At 48.2% G+C, this 20,135-nt stretch carries 18 protein-coding genes, 1 tRNA gene and 1 pseudogene; 9 read left to right on the plus strand and 11 right to left on the minus strand.

Going from position 1 to position 20,135, the window contains the following annotated elements; all coding sequences use genetic code 11:
- Window positions 1–13: 13 nt before the first annotated feature.
- Entirely contained in the window at window positions 14–931 is a 918-nt protein-coding gene (locus tag AF_RS02300; protein WP_010877961.1) for a PAS domain S-box protein, read from the plus strand.
- Here AF_RS02300 and AF_RS02305 read toward each other — a convergent pair.
- A complete protein-coding gene (locus AF_RS02305) occupies window positions 928–2,826 on the minus strand; it encodes an FAD-dependent oxidoreductase (RefSeq protein WP_010877962.1) in 1,899 nt (632 codons plus the stop codon). The genes AF_RS02300 and AF_RS02305 overlap by 4 nt on opposite strands.
- A gap of 155 nt (window positions 2,827–2,981) precedes the next feature.
- Here AF_RS02305 and AF_RS02310 point away from each other — a divergent pair, with 155 nt between their 5' ends.
- Window positions 2,982–3,437 carry a C-GCAxxG-C-C family protein gene (locus AF_RS02310; RefSeq protein ID WP_010877963.1) on the plus strand — a complete coding sequence of 152 codons (456 nt, stop codon included), beginning with the start codon at window positions 2,982–2,984 and terminating at the stop codon, window positions 3,435–3,437.
- Between the two features lie 190 nt (window positions 3,438–3,627).
- Window positions 3,628–4,227, plus strand: coding sequence for an SCP2 sterol-binding domain-containing protein (locus tag AF_RS02315; RefSeq protein ID WP_010877964.1), 600 nt, complete (start codon window positions 3,628–3,630; stop codon window positions 4,225–4,227).
- Here AF_RS02315 and glmM read toward each other — a convergent pair.
- On the minus strand, window positions 4,219–5,559 hold the full coding sequence (gene glmM / locus AF_RS02320) for a phosphoglucosamine mutase (RefSeq protein ID WP_010877965.1): 1,341 nt from the start codon (window positions 5,557–5,559) through the stop codon (window positions 4,219–4,221). The genes AF_RS02315 and glmM overlap by 9 nt on opposite strands.
- A gap of 59 nt (window positions 5,560–5,618) precedes the next feature.
- On the opposite strand from glmM, the gene AF_RS02325 reads away from it, so the two are divergent.
- Complete coding sequence (locus AF_RS02325; RefSeq protein ID WP_048064237.1) at window positions 5,619–7,784, plus strand: efflux RND transporter permease subunit; 2,166 nt, start codon at window positions 5,619–5,621, stop codon at window positions 7,782–7,784.
- Here AF_RS02325 and AF_RS02330 read toward each other — a convergent pair.
- Genes AF_RS02330 through AF_RS02340 form a run of 3 tightly spaced genes read right to left on the minus strand, consistent with a single transcriptional unit; the run spans window position 7,754 to window position 9,705 of the window.
- Window positions 7,754–8,158, minus strand: coding sequence for a DUF61 family protein (locus AF_RS02330; RefSeq protein ID WP_010877967.1), 405 nt, complete (start codon window positions 8,156–8,158; stop codon window positions 7,754–7,756). The two genes, AF_RS02325 and AF_RS02330, sit on opposite strands and share 31 nt — an antisense overlap.
- Window positions 8,159–8,914 carry an SAM hydrolase/SAM-dependent halogenase family protein gene (locus AF_RS02335; protein WP_010877968.1) on the minus strand — a complete coding sequence of 252 codons (756 nt, stop codon included), beginning with the start codon at window positions 8,912–8,914 and terminating at the stop codon, window positions 8,159–8,161.
- On the minus strand, window positions 8,911–9,705 hold the full coding sequence (locus tag AF_RS02340; RefSeq protein WP_048064238.1) for a DUF63 family protein: 795 nt from the start codon (window positions 9,703–9,705) through the stop codon (window positions 8,911–8,913). Before AF_RS02340 ends, AF_RS02335 begins: the two co-directional genes overlap by 4 nt.
- A 130-nt stretch (window positions 9,706–9,835) precedes the next feature.
- On the opposite strand from AF_RS02340, the gene AF_RS02345 reads away from it, so the two are divergent.
- The 4 genes and pseudogenes from AF_RS02345 (at window position 9,836) to AF_RS02360 (ending at window position 12,354) form a co-directional block, all read left to right on the plus strand.
- Window positions 9,836–10,237, plus strand: a complete 402-nt coding sequence (locus AF_RS02345; RefSeq protein ID WP_280097473.1) for a 4Fe-4S binding protein — start codon at window positions 9,836–9,838, stop codon at window positions 10,235–10,237.
- 3 nt (window positions 10,238–10,240) lie between these two features.
- Window positions 10,241–10,966: pseudogene (locus AF_RS02350) on the plus strand (4Fe-4S binding protein); the annotation flags it as partial.
- A 36-nt stretch (window positions 10,967–11,002) separates the two neighbouring features.
- Window positions 11,003–11,191 carry a DUF362 domain-containing protein gene (locus tag AF_RS02355; protein ID WP_048064240.1) on the plus strand — a complete coding sequence of 63 codons (189 nt, stop codon included), beginning with the start codon at window positions 11,003–11,005 and terminating at the stop codon, window positions 11,189–11,191.
- Window positions 11,191–12,354, plus strand: a complete 1,164-nt coding sequence (locus AF_RS02360) for a digeranylgeranylglycerophospholipid reductase (RefSeq protein ID WP_048064241.1) — start codon at window positions 11,191–11,193, stop codon at window positions 12,352–12,354. The genes AF_RS02355 and AF_RS02360 overlap by 1 nt, the downstream gene beginning before the upstream one ends.
- On the opposite strand, the gene gyrA is transcribed toward AF_RS02360, so the two are convergent.
- On the minus strand, window positions 12,338–14,698 hold the full coding sequence (gene gyrA, locus AF_RS02365) for a DNA gyrase subunit A (protein WP_010877972.1): 2,361 nt from the start codon (window positions 14,696–14,698) through the stop codon (window positions 12,338–12,340). The genes AF_RS02360 and gyrA overlap by 17 nt on opposite strands.
- Window positions 14,699–14,787: 89 nt before the next feature.
- Here gyrA and AF_RS02370 point away from each other — a divergent pair.
- Window positions 14,788–14,861: transfer RNA gene (locus AF_RS02370), tRNA-Met, on the plus strand.
- A 111-nt stretch (window positions 14,862–14,972) separates the two neighbouring features.
- Here the strand turns inward: AF_RS02370 and AF_RS02375 are convergent.
- The 5 genes from AF_RS02375 to AF_RS02395 are packed head-to-tail and all read right to left on the minus strand — an operon-like array spanning window position 14,973 to window position 20,134.
- Window positions 14,973–17,027 carry a TRAP transporter permease gene (locus tag AF_RS02375; protein WP_010877973.1) on the minus strand — a complete coding sequence of 685 codons (2,055 nt, stop codon included), beginning with the start codon at window positions 17,025–17,027 and terminating at the stop codon, window positions 14,973–14,975.
- 31 nt (window positions 17,028–17,058) lie between these two features.
- Complete coding sequence (locus AF_RS02380) at window positions 17,059–18,093, minus strand: TAXI family TRAP transporter solute-binding subunit (RefSeq protein ID WP_048064624.1); 1,035 nt, start codon at window positions 18,091–18,093, stop codon at window positions 17,059–17,061.
- 25 nt (window positions 18,094–18,118) lie between these two features.
- A complete protein-coding gene (locus AF_RS02385) occupies window positions 18,119–18,922 on the minus strand; it encodes a 2-oxoacid:ferredoxin oxidoreductase subunit beta (protein ID WP_010877975.1) in 804 nt (267 codons plus the stop codon).
- A complete protein-coding gene (locus tag AF_RS02390; RefSeq protein ID WP_048064242.1) occupies window positions 18,919–19,953 on the minus strand; it encodes a transketolase C-terminal domain-containing protein in 1,035 nt (344 codons plus the stop codon). The genes AF_RS02385 and AF_RS02390 overlap by 4 nt, the downstream gene beginning before the upstream one ends.
- Entirely contained in the window at window positions 19,931–20,134 is a 204-nt protein-coding gene (locus tag AF_RS02395; RefSeq protein WP_010877977.1) for a 4Fe-4S dicluster domain-containing protein, read from the minus strand. Before AF_RS02395 ends, AF_RS02390 begins: the two co-directional genes overlap by 23 nt.
- Between the last annotated feature and the right edge of the window lies 1 nt (window position 20,135).

The following is a 20,135-nucleotide window of genomic DNA, read 5'->3' on the forward strand; positions in this document are numbered from 1 at the left end:
TCTAAAATAATACATGGATTACATGGAACTTGTTCTGGAGAACATTCGAGACGGTATTTTCGTCATTCAGAATGATGTAATCGTTTTCGCGACCCCTTCGGTAAAAGAGGCCGGATACGATATTTCAGAAGTTGTTGGTAAAAAATTTATTGAGTTCATCTGGGAGGGGAACAGAGAGGATGTTCTCAAAATCATCAGGTCCTTAACGGATGGGGCTGAATGTGAAATCAGAGCTCTGGCTAAGAAAAAAGATGGTAGGGCATGGATAGACGCCAGGTGCAAAAAGGTTGGAGAATACCTGATTGTTGTAGCTAGAGACGTTTCCAGGCTGGTCTCTCTTGAAACTCTGCTTAGAGCCACCTTGGACATGCTTAGGCATTCACCAAGCGAAATTGACGAAGTTGAGAACATTCTGCGTGAGTATTTTGATGATGCAAGCTTTTCAGAAAAAATTCAGGACTTCAAGATTAAAGTAGGTGAGGTCACAGTTCCCGTTAGGTTTCAGGACAGAGTGTTGGGGAGCCTCAAAATCCAGCTGCCAGACTGGTTTGAGGTCACCGCCGAGGACATGGAACTTTTCAACGTTTTAGGGGAGTGTGTAGCGAAAAACATGATCATGCTGGAGTCAAGGAGAATCATAAGAAGCTCTCTTGTAGCTATTAAGGCAGCTTCAGAGAACCTTGCTCTTCTTGTCGATAGGATAAGAAATCCCCTTGCCGCCATTAACGGTTTTGTGGAGGTAAAAGTAGGAGGAGACGTTTACGAAAAGGTTCATGAACAGGTTATGGCAATTGAGGAGATTGTGAAGACTCTCGATGACGAGTGGGAGAAGGTGGACAGGCTTGCAGATAAGCTCAGCGAAGCCTTTTCTGTTTTAGAAAAACTCGGAACGACTGAATCTCAGAAAATAAATAAAAAACGAAAAACCTAAACCTTCAAAGCCAGATCAGCTCCCTCCCTTGTTGCATCGAGAGCCTTTCTGGGCTTAACGCAGTCTCCAATCTTGTAGAGCTCGCTAACCTTGCCCTGAAGCTCGTCATACAGCCCATTGTTCGGCTTTGTACCGACAGCTATAACAGCAGTGTCACACTGCAACTCTTTCCTCTCACCATTCTGCTCCACAACCACTGCATTGGGCTTGATTTCAACAGCCTTCGTGTTGGTGAGCATCTCCACTCCCTTCTCTTTCAGGTACATCAATACGGTCCATCTTGTCGAGATGCCTATATCCTGGCCAATCTTCGGCAACATCTCCACAATTGTAACCTTCTTCCCCTCATTTGCAAGCTCTGCTGCAACATCGCATCCAACTCCTCCTCCGCCTATAACCACCACACTGTTTCCAACCTCTGCCCTTCCTGCGAGGACATCGAAGGCTGTTACAGCATTCTCAACTCCCGGAATTGGTGGGATCAAAGGAGAAGCTCCAACGGCTATTACCGCAACATCAGGGTTCTCTGCTAAAACTTTGCCCGCATCAGCCTCCGTGTTGTATCTCACCTCTACCCCAAGCTTTGGCAGGACGTTCATGAAGTACTTGCCCACTTCTGCAAATTCATAGCCCAAAGGTGACTTCGCAGCCAAGTTGAGCTGCCCTCCCAATTTGTCAGTTTTCTCGAATAAAACTACCTTATGCCCCTTTCTTGCAAGCATCTCTGCAGCCATGCATCCTCCCGGTCCACCTCCGACAATAACAACCTTCTTTGGTTTTTCTGCTTTCAGATTTTCAAACTCAGCCTCCCTTCCAACTATGGGGTTAACGAGGCATGTAACTGGCTGAGCCTGCATAACCATGTCCATGCAGCCCTGGTTGCAGGCCACGCAATACCTTATCTCATCAAACCTTCCCTCCTTGGCCTTCTTCGGCAGTTCAGGGTCGGCAATCAAAGCTCTCAGCATTGCAACCATATCTGCCTTGCCCTCCTGCAGTATCTTTTCAGCCACAATCGGATCATTGATGCGGTGAGATGCGATAACGGGAACGCTTACAGCGCTCTTTATCTCTGCTGCAAGGTAAGCAAAACCTCCTCTGGGAACGAGCATTGTTGTCAAAGGCTTTCTGGACTCGTGCCAGCCCGCCATTACGTTGATTGCTACAACTCCTGCATCCTCCAATATTTTGGCAATCTGCTTCATTTCTCTGACTGTGTTCCCTCCCTCGATGAACTCGTCTCCGGGGATTCGTATCATTACTGGATAGCTCTCTCCGCACTTTTCCTTGATTTTTTGAATTATCTCAACCGCAAACCTCGTGCGGTTTTCCAAGCTGCCCCCATACTCGTCCGTTCTTTTGTTCGTTGCGGGGCTGAAGAACTGGGAAATGAGGTAGCCTGCTGAACCAATAAGCTCGACAGCATCGAAGCCAGCTTTCTTCGCCCTCACAGCTGCATCAGCAAACTCCTCCTCGATTTGAAGGATTTCTTCTTTGGTGAGCTCTTTGGGAGTGCGCTTGGTGAAGATTGGTGGTGGTATGGGGGATGGGGCGACTGGTTGGCGGTTGGGGTCGAAGGAGATTTCGTATCTGCCTGGGTGCCATAGCTGTAAAGCGCATTTCACGTCGTACTTGTGGAAGACGTCGGCTATCTTCTTGAGGTCTGGAATAAATTCGTCGGAGTGTGCTGCTATTCCACCAAAGAAGTGGGGTTCGATTTTGGCAATCCCTACAACCGCAAAACCTATCCCTCCCTTCGCCCTCTCTTCGTAGAATCTCAAAAGCCTGTCAGTAGGTCTTCCATCGGGAGTGTGGTAGTTGAGTTCAGCAGCAGGCATTACAATGCGGTTCTTTACCTTCATTCCTCCAAACTCGATTGGCTCGAAAAGCTTCATGCTGTATGGCTTGCGGGATTAGCTATAAACCTTTCGAATCCGTGTAGGATTTTACGTATATTTTCCAAAAAATAGTAGCTTAAGGGCTAATATGTAAACCAAAATTCCAAAAACTTTATTACTGAAAAATATTACTGAAAAATACATTGTTCAGCATGGAAGAGGCTGAGAAAGCGAAGAGAAGGTCGATAGAGCTTCTCAACGAAACGAGGAACTGTGCCTATTCTTCCTTTGTTGCCCTTGCCGAAGCTCTGAATATCAGTCTCAACGAGGACATGAAAAACATGGCTATCGGCTTCGCCGGTGGAATCTCGGGGTCGGGACACATCTGCGGGGCCTTGTGGGGCTCCATAGCAGCAGCAAGTCTTTACACTATGAAAATGATGGGGGACAGAAGGAAAATCCAGAACCCGCTGGAAAGGTACATGCCCGTCTATGCCAAATGCGCTGGAATTTACAGAAAGTTTGTTGAGTTAAATGGAAGCCCAAATTGCGGGGATTTAAATCCGAACCTCGACCTCGTGTCTGTGGAGCAGAGAAGGAAATGCATGGAAATAGTCAGCAGGGCGGTTGAAATCACGCTCTCCTCCCTCAAGGACCAAAAAACTTAATTAAGTTTTAAACTAAACAACAATAGCTCCGCCCCTCACGCCCGGGTGAGAAGCATGATCCCGGGTCGGTTGGCGGAGCTACACCAGCATGGAAACTATTTTGCAACAACAATCCCCAATACTGATACCCTTCTACTCTGGCTGGAAATAACATAGAAAACTTTAAAAAATCATCATCATCAATCCGTATATGAAGTGGGGTTCAGCGTTCAGGCTTGCGGTTAAGGCCTTTCTGTTCGGACTGCTGTGGGTTGTTATAGGAGCCCTGCTGGTTACTGGTGGAGTATTCATGTTCCTCACAGGCGTCAGGATTCTCGCATTCCTTGCAGGGTTTGCAGGTCTGTTTATCATGTTCTTCGGCTTCTTTGCAGCGGTGTTCAAGGTTGGAAGCGACGCGTTCCTTGAGAAGTACGAAGCTTCACTTCAGCCTGTGGAGGTTACCTACGAGAACCAGGGCTTTGCGATGATACTCGGACAGCTCATCGACCAGGCTCTCACAAAAAACCCCTCCAAAGGAAACCTTGTGAGGGATTTGGAGGGCAATCTGGTTGTTGAGGTTACAGACATGAACGCAGCGGCAACGGTTGAGTTTAATAAGGGCAGGATAACGGTTTACAACGGAATGCCCGCAAAAGGGAAATTCTCTATCATCTCTTCCGACTTTGAGACCATCAACTCCCTCGCAACGGGAAAGGCGGGAATGCTGAAAACTCTAAAGCTTTTAGCCACCGGAAAGCTAAAAATAAAGGGCATAAGGATGGCAAGAAAGTTCCAGAGCCTCTTAGCCTAAAATCTTTTTTATCGCCCTCAATCCCAGCTCGTAAAGCTCCCTCGCCCTATCCTCAGTTTTTGCTTCCGCATAAACCCTTGCAATGGGCTCAGTCCCTGAGGGGCGAATTAAAACCCACCCGTCCTCGAAGTCAATCCTCGCTCCATCGATGTGATTGGCTTCGGGAAACTCCTCCTTCAGCCCTTCAAGCAGTCTCTTCTTCTCCCTGCACTCCACTTTGCCTTTTACAATGTGGTATCTTGGAATCTCAGCCGCAAGCTCGCTCAACCTCTTTCTTTTCTCATCAAGAAGCTCCAGAACCTTTGCAACGCTCATCCCCCCATCTCTCGCAATGAGATGCTCTGGGAAAATCAGCCCACCATTTCCCTCTCCGCCGAAAACAGCTTCCTTTTCAATCATCACCTTTGCAACCACTGGCGAGCCTACGGCGGTGTAAATAATCTCTCCACCAGCCATCTTAACCGCATCTTCAACGCATTTTGAGGATGAGACTGGAGTTACCACCAACCCCCCTCCATTCTTCTCAACGTAGTGCTTTGCCATGAGAGCGAGCATCACATCCTCATTGACGAAGTTTCCCTTCTCGTCAACAAAAACCGCTCTATCAGCATCTCCATCGTGAGCAACGCCGAAATCTGCCCTGAAGTCAACAACAGCCTTCTTCAGCAAATCCAGCGAAGCCTCTACAGGCTCGGGATTTCTTGCGGGGAATCTGCCGTCGGGGTTGCAGTTTATTCCATAAACGTCGCAGCCAAGCTCCTTCAGAATTTCGGGAGTGGTGAAGCAGCCAGCTCCGTTTCCACAGTCAACGGCAACCCTGTAGGATTTGTCAAGCTCAACTGAGTTGATGATGGCCTCTATGTACTTCCTCAGCCCCGAATTGTCTTGGTAAAGCTGCCCCACCTCGCTCCATTCTGCGATCCTGAACTTCTTGCTCATGTAAACTCTCTCGCTCTCCTCGTCCATCTCCCTGTAGAACTCCACCCCATTCTCCTGAACGAACTTGATGCCGTTATACTCTCTCGGATTGTGGCTTGCAGTCACTATAACCCCTGCTGAGCAGTCCGTCTCCTTCACGTAATACTGAAGGGCCGGTGTGGGGGCAATGCCGATGTCAACAACATCACTGCCAGTGGACATTATTCCAGCCGAAACTGCAGATTTGAGCATTGAGCTTGAAATTCTCGTGTCGCATGCGATGGCTATCTTGCCCTGCCTTAGCGTTCCAATGGTCCTGCCAAGGTTTAGAGCCATATCGGCTGTAAGCTCGGAATTTGCAATCCCTCTAACTCCATTGGTTCCAAAAAGCTCTCCGGCTCCTCCTGCTCTCATGGCAGCAATTCAGAATGAATGTTCAAAAAGTTTTTTACCGAGATTCCGAATCACTTTTGATGCTCCCTGTCGAACGCCCGCTCCTTACGATCCTTCTAATCTCGTCTGTAATCGCTTTCTTTATCTTCTCAGCCCAAAACCTTGAATTTGGATCTGCTGACTATGCAGACAGCTTTCCTCCATGGGATGCGATTTACAGGCAGTATGAGCTTTACTACAAGGATTTTGGCTATACTCCCGAAAACGTTTACATCATCGTGAAGGCTGAGGACGTTTTGAGCAGAGATGTTATGGAGTACATGCTCTCCCTCCAGAAGGTTCTTGAGGGGAGGGATGGCGTTGTTTCTACCTCTTCTCCCGCCTCCATCCTTCGTGATGTGCTTGGAGATATTCCTGACAGCGAAGAACTCGTTGGGGAAACTGCTGAAAGGCTCGCCAAGTCCCTTTTGCCTGAAAGGAGCTTTGCTCTGATTTCTGTTCAAATTGAAAGCATGGAGAATGACAGGCTAATGGAGCTTGCTGAGGAGATTGAGAGGATTCTGCAATTCGTCTCTCCTCCGCCCGGAGTTGTTGTTGACGTTACGGGCGGGGCTGTGCTGATGTACCAGATTGCTAAGGCCGTTGAGGAGGATGTTTACCGCACATTTTTCATAGCATCAGTGACGATGATTGCAGTCCTAGTTGCCGTTTTCAGCGGGGTCGTGAGGAGCAAGCTCACGGTTTTGTTTCCCTTAATTGTTTCTCTGATGTCCGTTGCAGTTATGGCTGGATTGCTGCCCCTTCTGGGGCTTCAGATGACAGAGTACAACTCCGCAACAATCCCCATTCTAATCGGTCTTGCCATTGACTACGCTGCCCAGCTTCAGAACCGCTATGAGGAAGAGAGGAGGGGAGGGAGAGAGGTTGATGAGGCCTTAGAGGAGGCATTAAACCACACTAGGTTCCCCCTTTTCATGGCCATGGCCACAACAGTAATTGGCTTCGCATCGATGTGTGCTCCGGGAATTCCTTCGCTCTTCTGGTTCAGCTTCCTCCTTTCAGTTGGTCTTATTACCGCTTTTTTGCTTTCGAACACCTTCTTGCCTTCACTGCTAAAGCTTTCCGACAGAGGAGGGAGAGAGGAATCCATTTCCCCCGGAATTCTTGAAAAGCTTCTCACGACAATAGCCAAGGTTACAATAGCCAATTCGAGAAAAATTCTTGCTTTAACTCTGATTCTGATTGTTGTCGGAGCTTATGCCAGCACACACGTTGAGCTTGAAACGAACAGGAGGAAGTATGCTCCTCCAGACCTTCCAGCTTTGGTTAAGTTCGAGGAGATTGAGAGAAAGGTTTCCCCGCAGTACGTCTACGCTCTGGTTCTTTCTACAGAGAGAATTGATGCGGAAAGTGTTGTGAAAGCTGAAGAGCTGGCCAAGTACATTTCCTCAAGGGAGGAGATTTACGACTACGACTCCCTCGGGAAGACCTTGGAGGAGTATTACGGTGCCATCCCTGCAGAGAGTTTTTCGAAGGCTATTGATGCTCTTCCCAAAAGCATTTACAGCAGGTTTATTTCTGGGAACCAGCTGGCAGTCTACTTCTACACCAACACGCAGACGGAGGAGGAAGTTGAGAAGATGATGCGGAGCATCGAAAATGACTTGAGATTTCTGGAGTGGGATGGGGATTACTACATAACGGGCTTCCCCGTCATCCTCGGCCATCTCAGTGAGGTTCTATTCAGCAGCCTCAACCTCATGACGTTGGTGGCGTATCTGCTCATCGTAACTTTCCTTCTCCTCGCCTACCGCTCTGTTGTGAGGGCCATCATACCGCTCATCAGCATTTCTGTGGCTGTAGCTTCGATGAACGTCTGCATGCTTTTGATGGGGATTAAGCAGACGACCATTTCAATAGCCCTCAACTCAATTGTGCTGGGAATGGGTATTGATTACTCCATCCACATCACGGAAAGGTACTTCGAGGAGAGGGGGAAGTTTGGTGTGGAGGAGTCCGTTAAGAGAACAGTTGAGAGAACGGGAAAAGCTGTCCTCACCTCAGCCCTAACAACTGCGGGCGGGTTTGGGGCCCTTTACTTCTCCACCTTCCCCGTTTTGAGCAACTTCGGAATTCTCGCATTCATAGCTATAATCTTCAGCCTTCTGGCAGCGACCTCAGCAGTCCCTGCGCTGCTGATTCTCTACGAGAAAAACTACTTCAGGGAAATCCTGAAAATGACCTGACTTGCCGTTCTCAGCTTACGGCGTATTTGCGGAAGCTCGTACATGTAGAGTGTCAGTATTCCGTTGAGAACTCTGTCAAAGCCGAAGGCTCTTTTAATGAACTCTGCATGAAGCTTATCTCTGACGTAAATAACCCTCTCCCCTCCAATGTCGTTCATCTCAAGGATTACGGGAATTCTGAACCTCGGCCAGTCAAGCTCGTCCACGTGCTGGGCTATGAACTCAAGCTCTCTCTTCTCAATGTAGTATTCATTTCCATCCTTCGCTCTGATGGTTGGGTCCTTTTCCTTCAGCATCTCCGCTAAGCTTCTCGTCTTTTCGGGCATGTGCTTGTTCACGGCTTCAATCATCTTGGCAAGAGTTTTCTCATCCATTTACAAAACCTCCAGCTCTATCCAGCCCCCTCCCCTCTTAATTCCAAGCATCTCGGCAGCGCTGCCCTCCCTTACGCTCAGCTCAAGGGTGCCAAAGCTTCCGATCAGCGAGAGAGGTTTCCCAACATCAACATCAGAGTACGTTTTCACAAAGGGAAACTCAACACCTCTGAAGTAAAATCCTTTCCCCTTCACTTCCCTGAGATTTGTCACCACATTCCCGAATCTGTCGACATAAACAACTCTGCACCTAACTTTATTGCCCTGTATTGAGCAATCGAAGAGTTCAAGCTTTTCCAGCTCCTCTTTGTTAATTTCCTCAAAGTAGGTGTAATCTCCCCTCACCACCATCGCTGCTGCTGGAGCGAAGATGTCCCTGCCGTGGAAGGTGGAGGAAAGCTCTCCAACGAGCTCTGAAATCTCCTCTTTGATGGAGTAAGCAGCCTTAATTCCATCTTCAACTGCTGAAGGATAGAGAATTCCGTTATCGGGGCCTACGAAGAAGTGGTTTTTCCCCTCAATCACCAAAGCCCTTCTTTCGCTACCAACTCCGGGGTCAACCACTGCTACATGCACAGCATTCCTGAAATACCTGAAAGAGTGGTAGAGGAGGAAGGCCCCCTGCAGGATGTTCTGCGGCTCCACAGAATGAGTAATATCAACGATTCTCGCTTCCGGGGCGAGGCTGAGGATGACTCCCTTCATCACTCCCGGATAGAAGTCCCCGAAGTCCGTGAGCAGCGAAACGACCTTCATGTTCCGAACATCATCCTTATTCCGTCTCTAAGCCCCGGAGCTAAGCCAAGAACAACCAGAACAAACTTCACGTAGTTTCTAAGCTTCTTATCCTCCTCTGACGTGTCAAGAAGGTAAAGGATGGCGTAAAAAACCAGAAACTTAGCTGCAGGCAGAGATATTGGCCCGAACTTATCAATCAGATACCTCGGAAGGACGTGGAGCTCCCAGTAACCGAGGTAGCTGATTCCGAAGAAGGTTTCAAAGCCATCAAGCATGTGAGAGAACATCGTAAGCAGGCTTAGCTCGTTTTTCATCGGCTTTAAGGAGATTGCGTAGAAAACCGCTGTAAAAGCTGCCGCAAGACCAACTCCTGCAGGAATAACCCACCAGTTAACGACCGGCAGATTTGCGAAGAGCAGGATGAGAACTCCGACAGCAGGGACGAGGCCTACGACAGCATAAACCCTGTAGTACTTCTCACCGTAAAATCTCAGCGACAGCAAGAGGGTGGGAAAGGCGATGGCAAAAATCAGGATGTAGATGAAGGGAGTCATGAAAATGTACGAGATGGGCGGTGTGAGAAATCCTGCATCCTCAACAACCCTCACGGAAGAGCCAAGGAGAATGTAGGGGATATTTGCGTAAACAAACTTCTCATCAAAATCGAGCCTTTTTCCGAGGAACCTGTAGAGAGCGTAGACAGCAACAATCAGAATTGCAGCCCACGTGAGCGTATTCACGATGTTATAACCTTCCTTGTAAACAATCGAGTCGATGTAGTACTCTTTTATGAATTCCCACAAATCCATGGGGAAAATCAGGAGTTGGTTAAATAACTTTACCATACAAACCAATATGTATCAATACTATCACAGCTAAATCAACCAAAATGCTTATAAAACCATTAACTTCATCAGCAAAAAAGGAGGTGGTAGCATCATAGAGGTTGCAAGAGATGAAGAGAGGGGGAATTACCTGTATTTCAGCGCAGAGAGATGCGTTGGATGCGGAATGTGCGAGTCAGTTTGCCCCAAGTCAGCCATTAGCGTATATAGAAACGGAAAGGACTTCGAAGTGGAAATCAACGAGAACTGTGCCGTCTGCGGAACCTGCAGCGACTTCTGTCAGTTCGGGGCTCTTAAATTCTACAGAAACGGTAAAGAAGGTGGAGTGTATACAGAAATTTTGAAAGAAGAGTTGGGATTTAAGAAAGTAGATGTAAATCCTCAAGATTGTATTTTATGCTCACTCTGCATGAAAACCTGCCCAAGAGATGCAATCAAGGTTATCAGGTCTGTTGACCTCAAGAAGCTGAGGAGAGGAGAGATAAGCATAGGTTAGGGGTGCATAGAGTGCAGACTTTGCGTTGAGAACTGCCCCACTAAGGCAGTCAAAATCTACCACGGTAAGCCAGTCATCGACGAAAGCAAGTGTATATACTGTGAAATATGTTCAAAGGTTTGCCCGATGGACGTCATAACAGTGAGATGCGACTCCTGCAGGATATTCGAGCAGAGGAAGGAGGCTGTCATAGGAACTGTGATAGTTGACGAAGGTTCATGCTCAACCTGCAAAATGTGCACCGAGGTTTGCCCAACTGGCGCAATAAAGGTTGAAAGAATCTTTGAAGGGGAGCAGAAGTGGAGCAAAGAAAAGTGCATCGAGGACTGCACGGTTTGCAGAGACATCTGCCCCAACAACGCAATATCCTATGCCTATGATCCGGAGAAGAGGGTTGTTTTCAGCGACAGGTGCAACTTCTGCGGGACGTGCGAGAGGTACTGTCCCGGCAACGCCATCGAAATAGACAGAAGGCTTAGGGAGGACATAGAGATTGAGTTCAAGAGGGCTGAAAGGAGTAAAAAGAAGGAAATCAGAGTGGGTGAGATCTGCATCGGCTGCGGTATCTGCGAAAGCATCTGTCCGGTCAGTCAAAACGGCAACACTATTGAGATTGTCAACGGTAAAGCTGTCGGAAGGGTGAGTGAAGCTTGCACCGCATGCGGTCTCTGCGTGGTTAACTGTCCGGTGGAGACGATAGAGGTTAGGGAGATTAAGGAAGAGTCCTAACGAAAAGCAAATATATTTGCATTTTTTCCTTTTTCCATGGCAAGGAAGGCTATCGTTGACAGAAGAAAATGCGCTTACTGCGGGGCCTGCGTTGCCGTCTGTCCTGCAGATGCAAATGAGCTTGTTGAAACCTTTCTCGAGATTTACGATGACAGGTGCACCGGCTGCGGAATCTGCGTGAAGATGTGTCCGATGGGAGCCTTGGCCATGGTGGAGGTGGACTAATGTACGACGTTGTGGTTGTTGGAGCCGGGCCAGCGGGAAGCATGGCAGCGAAAACCGCTGCGGAGCAGGGTTTGAAGGTTCTTCTGGTGGAAAAGAGGCAGGAGATTGGCACGCCTGTTAGATGCGCCGAGGGAATTAGCAGGGAGAGCATTGAGAAATTCTTCGAAGTGGACAAGAAGTGGATTGCGGCCGAGGTAACCGGAGCGAAAATCTATGCCCCGAACAAAACCGAAATCGTGATGTCAGAGGAGATGGCTGGCAATGAGGTTGGTTACGTTCTTGAGAGGAAAATTTTCGACCGCCACGTTGCCAGACTTGCCGCAAAGGCTGGGGCGGAGGTTTATGTTAAGACGGCAATGGTCGATTTTGAGAGAAAAGATGGAAAGGTGAAGGTAAAGCTCAGGAGGCTCGGAGAAGACTGGGAAGTTGAGACGAAAATTTTGATCGGAGCTGACGGCGTGGAGAGCAAGATTGGCAGAAAGGCTGGGATAATCAAGACCCTCAAGCTTAATGAGGTAGAGAGCTGTGCTCAGTACCTCATGACCGGTCTCGATATCGATGAGAGCTACACGTACTTCTACCTCGGGAGAGAGCTTGCTCCCGGCGGCTATGCCTGGATTTTCCCCAAGGGAAACGGTTCGGCAAATGTGGGTATAGGAGTTCTGCCGAAAATGGCCGAAAGGACTGCAAAGGAGTACCTTGACGCATTCATCGAGAAAGAGGGTATTGAGGGAAAGATAGTTGAGTTTGTTGCCGGAGCTGTGCCGGTTTACGGAGAAATCGAGACAGCTGTGGCGGACAACATAATGCTCGCTGGAGATGCTGCGTATCATGCGGACCCCATTACGGGAGGTGGGATTGCGAACGCCCTGTCTGCTGGCTACTACGCCGGAAAGGTTGCGGCAGAGGCTGTTCAGAAAAACGATTTCTCGGCAGATTTCCTGAGAAGATATGATGAGCTCTGGAAAAACGACTTCGGTAAAAAGCTGAGAAGAAACAAGAAGCTGCAGCTCAAGTTCATCGACATGGATGATGCGCTCCTCAACAAGCTTGCAGGGGCGATTGCGGGCAAAAATTTAAGGGAGATGAGCGTTGCCGCGATAGTCAAGGAGCTTCTAAAGGCGCATCCGAAGCTCCTCTGGGACCTCAAGGACCTTTTCTAACCTTTTTTAATGCAACTCTCTTCACACCCTTTCTCGCAACCACGACTCCTGAGGAGTATCTGCCCTGCACTGGAATTGTGGAGGAGTCAATTCTTATGCAGTAGCCGTCCTCACTCATGATAAACACTTCCTCACCATTGCATGCAGAAATGAACGCCAATTTACCGGTTTTTTCCGAAATTCTGTAACCAATCATTCCCATAGAGCCTCTGCCGATGAACCTGAACTCGTTAACATCGCATCTCTTTCCGTATCCTCTTTCTGTCAGCATCAGCAAGTACTCTCCTTCAGAAGCGCTCATCCACGCTATCCTATCCCCATCTCTGAGCCTGACCGCAATAACGCCCTTTGCATTTCTTCCATACTCGGGCACGTCAGTCTCTCTCAGCCTCACAACATTCCCGTTGGCTGTGGCGATGAAAATGCTGTCCCCCTCAAGAAGCTCGACCTGCTGGATTTCCCCGGCTGAAGCCTTAACTCCTGCCCTCTTGGCGTTCTCGAACTCAATCAGCGGGACCTTCTTAATGTAGCCATCAGGTGAGAGGATAACTGCAATCTTGCCGTTGAAATCTTTAACACCTAAGGCGGATACAACCTTCTCACCGTTTTCGAGCCTTATCAACCTCTTTAAGGTGGTGCCTCTGGCCGTTCTGTCCATTTTAGGAATTTCGTAGGCGTTAATCCAGAATGCCCTGCCGGTGTTGGTGAAAATCAGGAGCCTGTCGGTTGAGTTGCATATTCTAAAGACGGCTATTTCATCTCCAGGAGAGACGCTCGCTCCAATAACGCCAACTCCACCTCTGGACTGCACCCTGAACTCTTCCAGAGACATGCGCTTCGCGTAGCCTTCTGCTGTAATCAGCACAGCGTTCTCTTCCTCCTCTATGAGGTCGGTCGTTGATATTTCATCCACCTGGCCGATAATCTCAGTTCTTCTCTCATCCCCGTACTTTTCCCTGATTTCCCTAACCTCGTCTGCAATTATGGCATCTATTTTCTCGGGACTGGCAAGAATTGACTCGTACTCCGCGATTTTCTCTTTCAAGCTCTCGTACTCTTTAAGGAGAGCGTCAATTTCCATTGCCGTCAACTTCTGCAGGCGCATTTGCAGCACGGCATCCGCCTGCTTTTCGGAGAGGGAGTATGTCTCAATCAGCTTTCCTTTCGCCTCGGATGGTGAAGATGAGGATTTAATCAGGTTTATGGCGTTGTCAATGTCTTCAACAACAACCTTCAAACCCTCAACAATGTGGAGCCTCTCCTGTGCCTTTTCGAGGTCATAGGTCGTTCTTCTCCTAATAATCTCCCTTCTGTGGTCAACGAACAGTGCTATGAGCTCCTTCAGGTTGAGAATTCTCGGCTCGTTATCAACAAGGGCGAGGTTTATGATTCCGAATGTAGTCTGGAGGTTTGAGTAGGCATACAGCTTCTTTATCACCGTTTCCGGATTTGAGCCGGATTTGAGCTCGATTACAACTCTGATTCCCTCCCTATCCGATTCATCCCTTATCGTCCTTATCTCATCTATTCTGTCCTTCGCAAGCTCAGCTATGCTTTCCACCAGCTTGGCCTTGTTGACCATGTAGGGAACCTCTCTGATTATGATTGCGTTCTTTTCAACCTCAACCTTCCCTCTCACCGTTATCTTTCCCCTGCCGGTGAGGTAGGCTTCTTTAATCCCATCCACGCCAACAATCACGCCGCCAGTCGGAAAGTCGGGACCTTTGACGTATTTCATCAGCTCCTCAACGGAAATTTCGGGATTCTGGATGTAGGCAATAATGCCCTCACACACCTCAGCCAAATTGTGGGGCGGCATGTTCGTGGCCATTCCCACCGCGATACCGCTTGATCCATTAATGAGAAGGTTTGGGATTTTTGAGGGCAGAACTACAGGCTCTTTGAGAGTGGCATCAAAGTTCGGCATGAAATCAACGGTGTTTTTGCCTATGTCGGCCAGCATCTCCTCCGCAATCTTGGTGAGCCTCGCCTCGGTGTACCTCATCGCTGCTGGGGAATCGCCGTCTATGCTTCCGAAGTTGCCCTGTCCATCCACAAGAGGATAGCGCATGACGAAGTCCTGAGCCATTCTGACGAGAGCATCGTAAACCGCCGAGTCGCCGTGAGGATGGTACTTACCGAGAACCTCTCCGACTATTCTCGCTGACTTCCTGTAGGGGCGGTTGCTGAACAGCCCCATTTCGTACATGGCATAGAGAATGCGTCGCTGAACGGGTTTAAGGCCGTCCCTGACGTCTGGCAATGCCCTGCCAACAATAACGCTCATGGCATAGTCAATGTACGAGCTTTTCAACTCCTCGCTGATGTCTCTGAGCAGCTCCATTTTTAACAGTCTGAGGGAGTGTTTAAAACTTTGAGCACTTGAGCTTTGAGCGAAAGAGTTTTAATTCAAGTTGGGCTAAATGGCATTGAGCCGAGGTAGCCTAGCTGGTTGGGGCGCCTGACTCATAATCAGGAGGTCGGGGGTTCGAATCCCCCCCTCGGCATGGTTGAAAAGGTAAAATGCTTTTTTTATGCAGGTTCGAACCACGAGTGCAGCAACCTTCTGGCTGTTAAATGCGTTTGATGGGAAAAAATTGATGCTTTAAAATTTTGCTTTATTTATTACCTCTAAAAGATTTAAGAGTTACCGGGTTCAGCAAAGCGAGGATGAGTGCTGATACTAAAATTAAGTACTCTGTATAAAATAGGGAAATCAAAAGTAAAATCAATGCTATCGCAAAAGAAACTCTTTGCATAGCATTTAGATGACCGAAGAGATAGCCTGATATGACTCCACCAGACAAAAGAGCTGCCAAGACTGATGCAAACACTCCAAATACCACATTAGAGATAGCAGATAAATCTAGAGATTCAATCGGTAGAATCAGCATCTCCGGTCTTGAGATGAAAGAAAAGGCGATAAACCACCCTATCAAGGCCATTCTGAAAGCTTCGATACCAGTCTTCCAGAAGTCCGCCTTTGCGACCGCCGCACCAGCATATGCGGTTATTGCAACAGGAGGTGTTAGTGGTGCAAGGATTCCGAAATAGAATATGAAAAAGTGCGCAGCTATTGGTGGAATTCCCATTTCAACGAGAGCAGGAGCAACTGAGGTTGCACACAACACGTAGACGGCTGGCGTTGGCATCCCCATTCCAAGAAGAATCGTTATTCCAACAACCAGAATTAGCAAAATTACAATATTACCCCCTGAAATTTCGACAAGAAATTGACTGAGAGTTAATGCGAGTCCGGTGTACGCAAGAACTCCCGCAATAACTCCGGCAAGAGCACACGCTATTGCTACTGGGGTAACTGATTTGAAGCTACTTGCAAGACTTCTGACTATAATTGATGTCATCTCTCTTGCTCCTTTGAGTACTAACCCTATCCCCATTGTGATGAAGAGTGATATTGCCCCCACGACGACGAGAATGCTGAAAATATCCAGTCCTGAGGAGGCAAGCGTAAATCCAAGGCCGAATATTATTACTGTAAAGATTACTCCAAATAATTTTCTAATTCCCGCTCTCGTGAACCATTCAATAAACAGCGCCGCCATTATCGATGCAACTGCGGCATGTTCTACTGAGTAACCTGACGACAAGACTGAAACCAAAACTACCAGTGGGAGGAGATAGTACAGCTTCAAAAGCAATGGTCTCAGCGGTGGTAGCTGCTCTCTTGGCACCCCAAAGGCTTTCTGCTTCGATGCTTCCTGGTCAACAAAGATGTAAAGGGCAAAGTAGTACAGCAGCGCTGGAATTACGGAAGCTACCACAACATCCCAGTATCTGATACCTAAAAACAGCGGCATTATGAAGGCCGCCGACCCAAGGACCGGGGGCATCAGCTGTCCACCCGTAGAGGCGCTGGCCTCTATTGCTCCAGCAGTTTCTGGTTTATATCCCGCTCTCTTCATCAGTGGTATTGTAAAAGTGCCAGTGGTGACCACATTTCCCGTTGCAGAGCCGCTCATCGTTCCGAGCAGTGAGCTGGCAACAACTGCAACCTTTGCAGGTCCACCTTTTCTCGCTCCGGTTAACGCAAATGCCAAATCTGTGAAGAATTTGCCCACACCAATTTCTGACAACAAAGCTCCAAAAAACATGAAGATGAAAATCATAAATGTGGCTACCTGAAATGGGGTTGAGAATATTCCCACATTGTAAAGGTATATTCTCGTAACCAAGGACGAAATATCAAATCCCGCATCATACAGACCAATCAGAATGAAAACCATGGTTAATACGGCAAGGGCAGCACCAGTCGTCCTTCTACCAGCTTCGAGAAGGAAAATAATTGTTATTAGCCCAAATACCACGTCTATTGTCGTTGTAATGCCCATTCTTAGCATTAATTCCGGATACACAAAGAAAATGTACAAACCGCCCGAAGCTCCTACAATACCCATCAACCAGTCGTACCATTTTGCCCCATTTTTACGTAGAGGGTGTGTTACAAAGCTTATTAGTATAATCCCAGACAAAAACATGCCCATGTGCTGCATAGGCGTTAGAATCAGATAGGAGGGGACTGAAAAGCCAAAAAAGTTGCTTAACAGCATAACAACAACGAGGAAAAAACCAAGTGCAAATACGATCATGTAAAGGGCGTATGCAGCGGAAATGAGATTCGTCACTCTGTCACTGACATTTGAGTGGTCCATAATTGGTCACCCCATAAAAAAATTTAAAAAATTACGGTTTTAATTTTTCTGGAACTTCCACGCCTATTTCGGTCCAGTACTTATAGGCCCCAGGATGCAGCGGAATTGAGATTCCAGCCATAGGATTATCTCTATTTACAGTCTCCAGGAACGGGGCAGATTTTTTAACCTCGTCAAAATGCTCCCAGTACGTCTTTGTGAACTTGTAAACTAAGTCTTCTGGAACATCCTCGTTCGTTATCAAAATCACGGGTGCTGCAAGAACCTTGACATCCGAGTCCATTCCATTGTAGCTGTCCTTTTTGCCCACATACTTTGAGAAGTACGGATACTTTTCTGTGATCTTATCTGCCAACTCATCGGGAATCTCCAAGAGTCTAATCGGAGTGCTCATAGACTCCTCGTAGAGGTTTGGATTTGGCAACGAAGTGTGGTGGATAGCTGCGTCAACCGTTCCGAGCTTAACCATGTTCCATGATTCTGGATCTCCAACATTAACTTTTATAATGTCATCCCATATCCCCGCTTCTTTCAGAACGACCTCGGCAGCAACTGCATCACCACTTCCTGCCTCACCTATTGCCACTCTCTTTCCTTTTAGGTCGTAGATGGTTTTCATATCGCTGTCCGCTTTAACTATGAAGCTAACGATTAAGGGGTGAGCCGGGGCCATAGCTCTAAGTTTGGGATATTTTTCTCCCTCAAAAGTTCCAGTTCCAGTGTATGCGAAGTAGGCCACCATTGAAGTTGACAAGGATATTGGAACCTCACCGCTACCCACGCCTCTTGCATTGGCGGCAGAACCACCACCGGGAATTGCAGTTGCGTAAATATCTGGGTTGTATTTAGACACAACACTCGCAATGGACGTGAGTGCTATGTAATAAGTTCCCGTAGGTGAACCAGTGGTCATTTTTATTTTGTACTCAACCTTTTCTGGAGGTTGAGTAGTTGGGGTCGTAGCTGCTGTTTCCGTAGGTTTTTCGGTTTGTGTACATCCGCTAAAGGCGATTGAGATCGCCAAGAACAATAGCGCTAATACTTTCCACAACCTAGCTTTTTTCATGATTTGTTGTTGGAAACAAAAATATTTAAACATTTTCTTTGTTTTCTCCTTTTCTCACGTACATCCTGAGTTTCTCTATTTTTTCACAAAACTCCTCCATCACCTCCTTTTTGAAAACGCCAATATCAGTGGGCTGAATTTCATCCAGAGAGACGTTGTCCCTCCTTCTGAAGTTCTCCTTCAGATGTTTCAGCAAATCCGCAGGCTTTATACGCTGATGAGTCGGGCAGCCAGTAACCACCTCAACCACACTGAAGCCGTGATGCTGCATGGCCTCAAAAATGGCCTTTTCTATCCATCTTGGCTGATAGGCCGTGAACCTCGCAACGTAACTTGCTCCCGCTGCAATCGCAAGCTTTGCAATGTCGAAGGGTCTTTCAACGTTCCCGTAGGGAGAGGTTTTAGTTTTTGCACCTTCCGGAGTTGTCGGGGCAAGCTGCCCACCAGTCATTCCGTAGAGGGAGTTGTTTATGACAACTGCAGTGAGGTCTATGTTCCTCCTGCAGGCGTGGATGAAGTGGTTACCTCCAATCGCCACCGCATCACCATCTCCCATAAAAACCACCACGTTTAGCTCTGGTTTGGCGAGCTTGATCCCTGTAGCAAAGGCCAGAGCCCTGCCGTGAGTGGTGTGGACCGTCTCAAAATCAAGGTACTGCGTTATTCTCCCACTGCAGCCAATTCCGCTCACAACCACTGTCTTATCCCTCTCAAAACCCCTCTTCACGGCCCTGATGAATGAGGCGAGGACTATGCCGTTGGGGCAGCCTGCACACCATATCGTCGGCAGCATCTCAGTTCTCAGGTAATCAGCATACTCTGCCTTCATAGCTCCCCCTCCACTATCTCTACAAGCTTCTCCGGAAGAATCAGAGAGCCGAAGTACGAGACACCTTTAACCCTGCAGCAGCAAACCCTCTCAACCTCCTTAACAACCTGCCCAGCATTCATCTCCGGCACAACCACAAGGTCTGCTTTTTTGGAGTATCTTCTGACAGCATCCTCCGGGAAGGGAAAGAGGCTCTCAAGCTTCAGGATTCCTGCAGATACACCTTTCTCCGCAAGAAGCTTCGCTGAGCTTTTAGCAAGCCTGTAGGAGGAGCCGTAGGCCACAAACAAAACTCCCTCCTCCCCCTCAAACCTTACCATTGGCCTGAAATCATCAAATTTCGCAAACAACAGCCTCAACAGCTTCTCATACTCCTCAAGGTCAGTTGTGGGAAGGCCGTTTTCGGTGTGAACCAGTCCTGTCCTGTGCCTTCTCCTCCCATCAATCAGGTTCTTCGCCCTCTTCTCGTAGCTCTCAATCTCGCCGAGAGGTGGTAGGGCAACGCTCTCCCTCATGTGCCCAACAATCTCATCGCTCAGCACGATGACTGGAGTGGAAAACCTGAAGGCGATTTTGAAGGCCTCCACAGTGAGGTAGTACATGTCCTTCACAGATGCTGGAGCCAGAACCACGATGGGGTAGTCTCCGTGACTTCCATACCTCGCCTGCATCGCGTCCCCCTGAGAGGGGGCTGTTGGAATCCCCGTTGACGGGCCAGCTCTCATGACGTTGAAAATCACAACCGGTGACTCTGTTATGGCAGCGTAGCCCATGCCTTCCTGCATCAGGCTGAATCCCGGCCCAGAGGTGGCGGTCATCGCAACTGCACCCGCCATTGAGGCACCGATTACCGCAGAGATGCTCGCAATCTCATCCTCCATCTGAATGAAAACTCCACCAAATTTTGGTAGCAGCTCAGCCATTCCGTGGGCTATTTCCGATGAGGGGGTTATTGGATAACCTGCAAAAAAGTTGCAGCCGGCGTTGATTGCTCCCCTCACCGCAGCCTCATTCCCCTGAATCAGCTCCATCTCCACCCACCCTGAAAACCTCTATCGCAAAATCAGGACAGTAAAGCTCGCAGAGTCTGCATCCGGAACACTTTCTCCCGTTCAAAACGCTACCACCCTCACCAAAAACTCCCTTCGGACAAATTTCACTGCATATCCCGCACTTCTTGCAGAGATTTAAGTCAACTACAACGGCGTACATC

The organism is Archaeoglobus fulgidus DSM 4304, assembly GCF_000008665.1.
Lineage (GTDB): Archaea > Halobacteriota > Archaeoglobi > Archaeoglobales > Archaeoglobaceae > Archaeoglobus > Archaeoglobus fulgidus.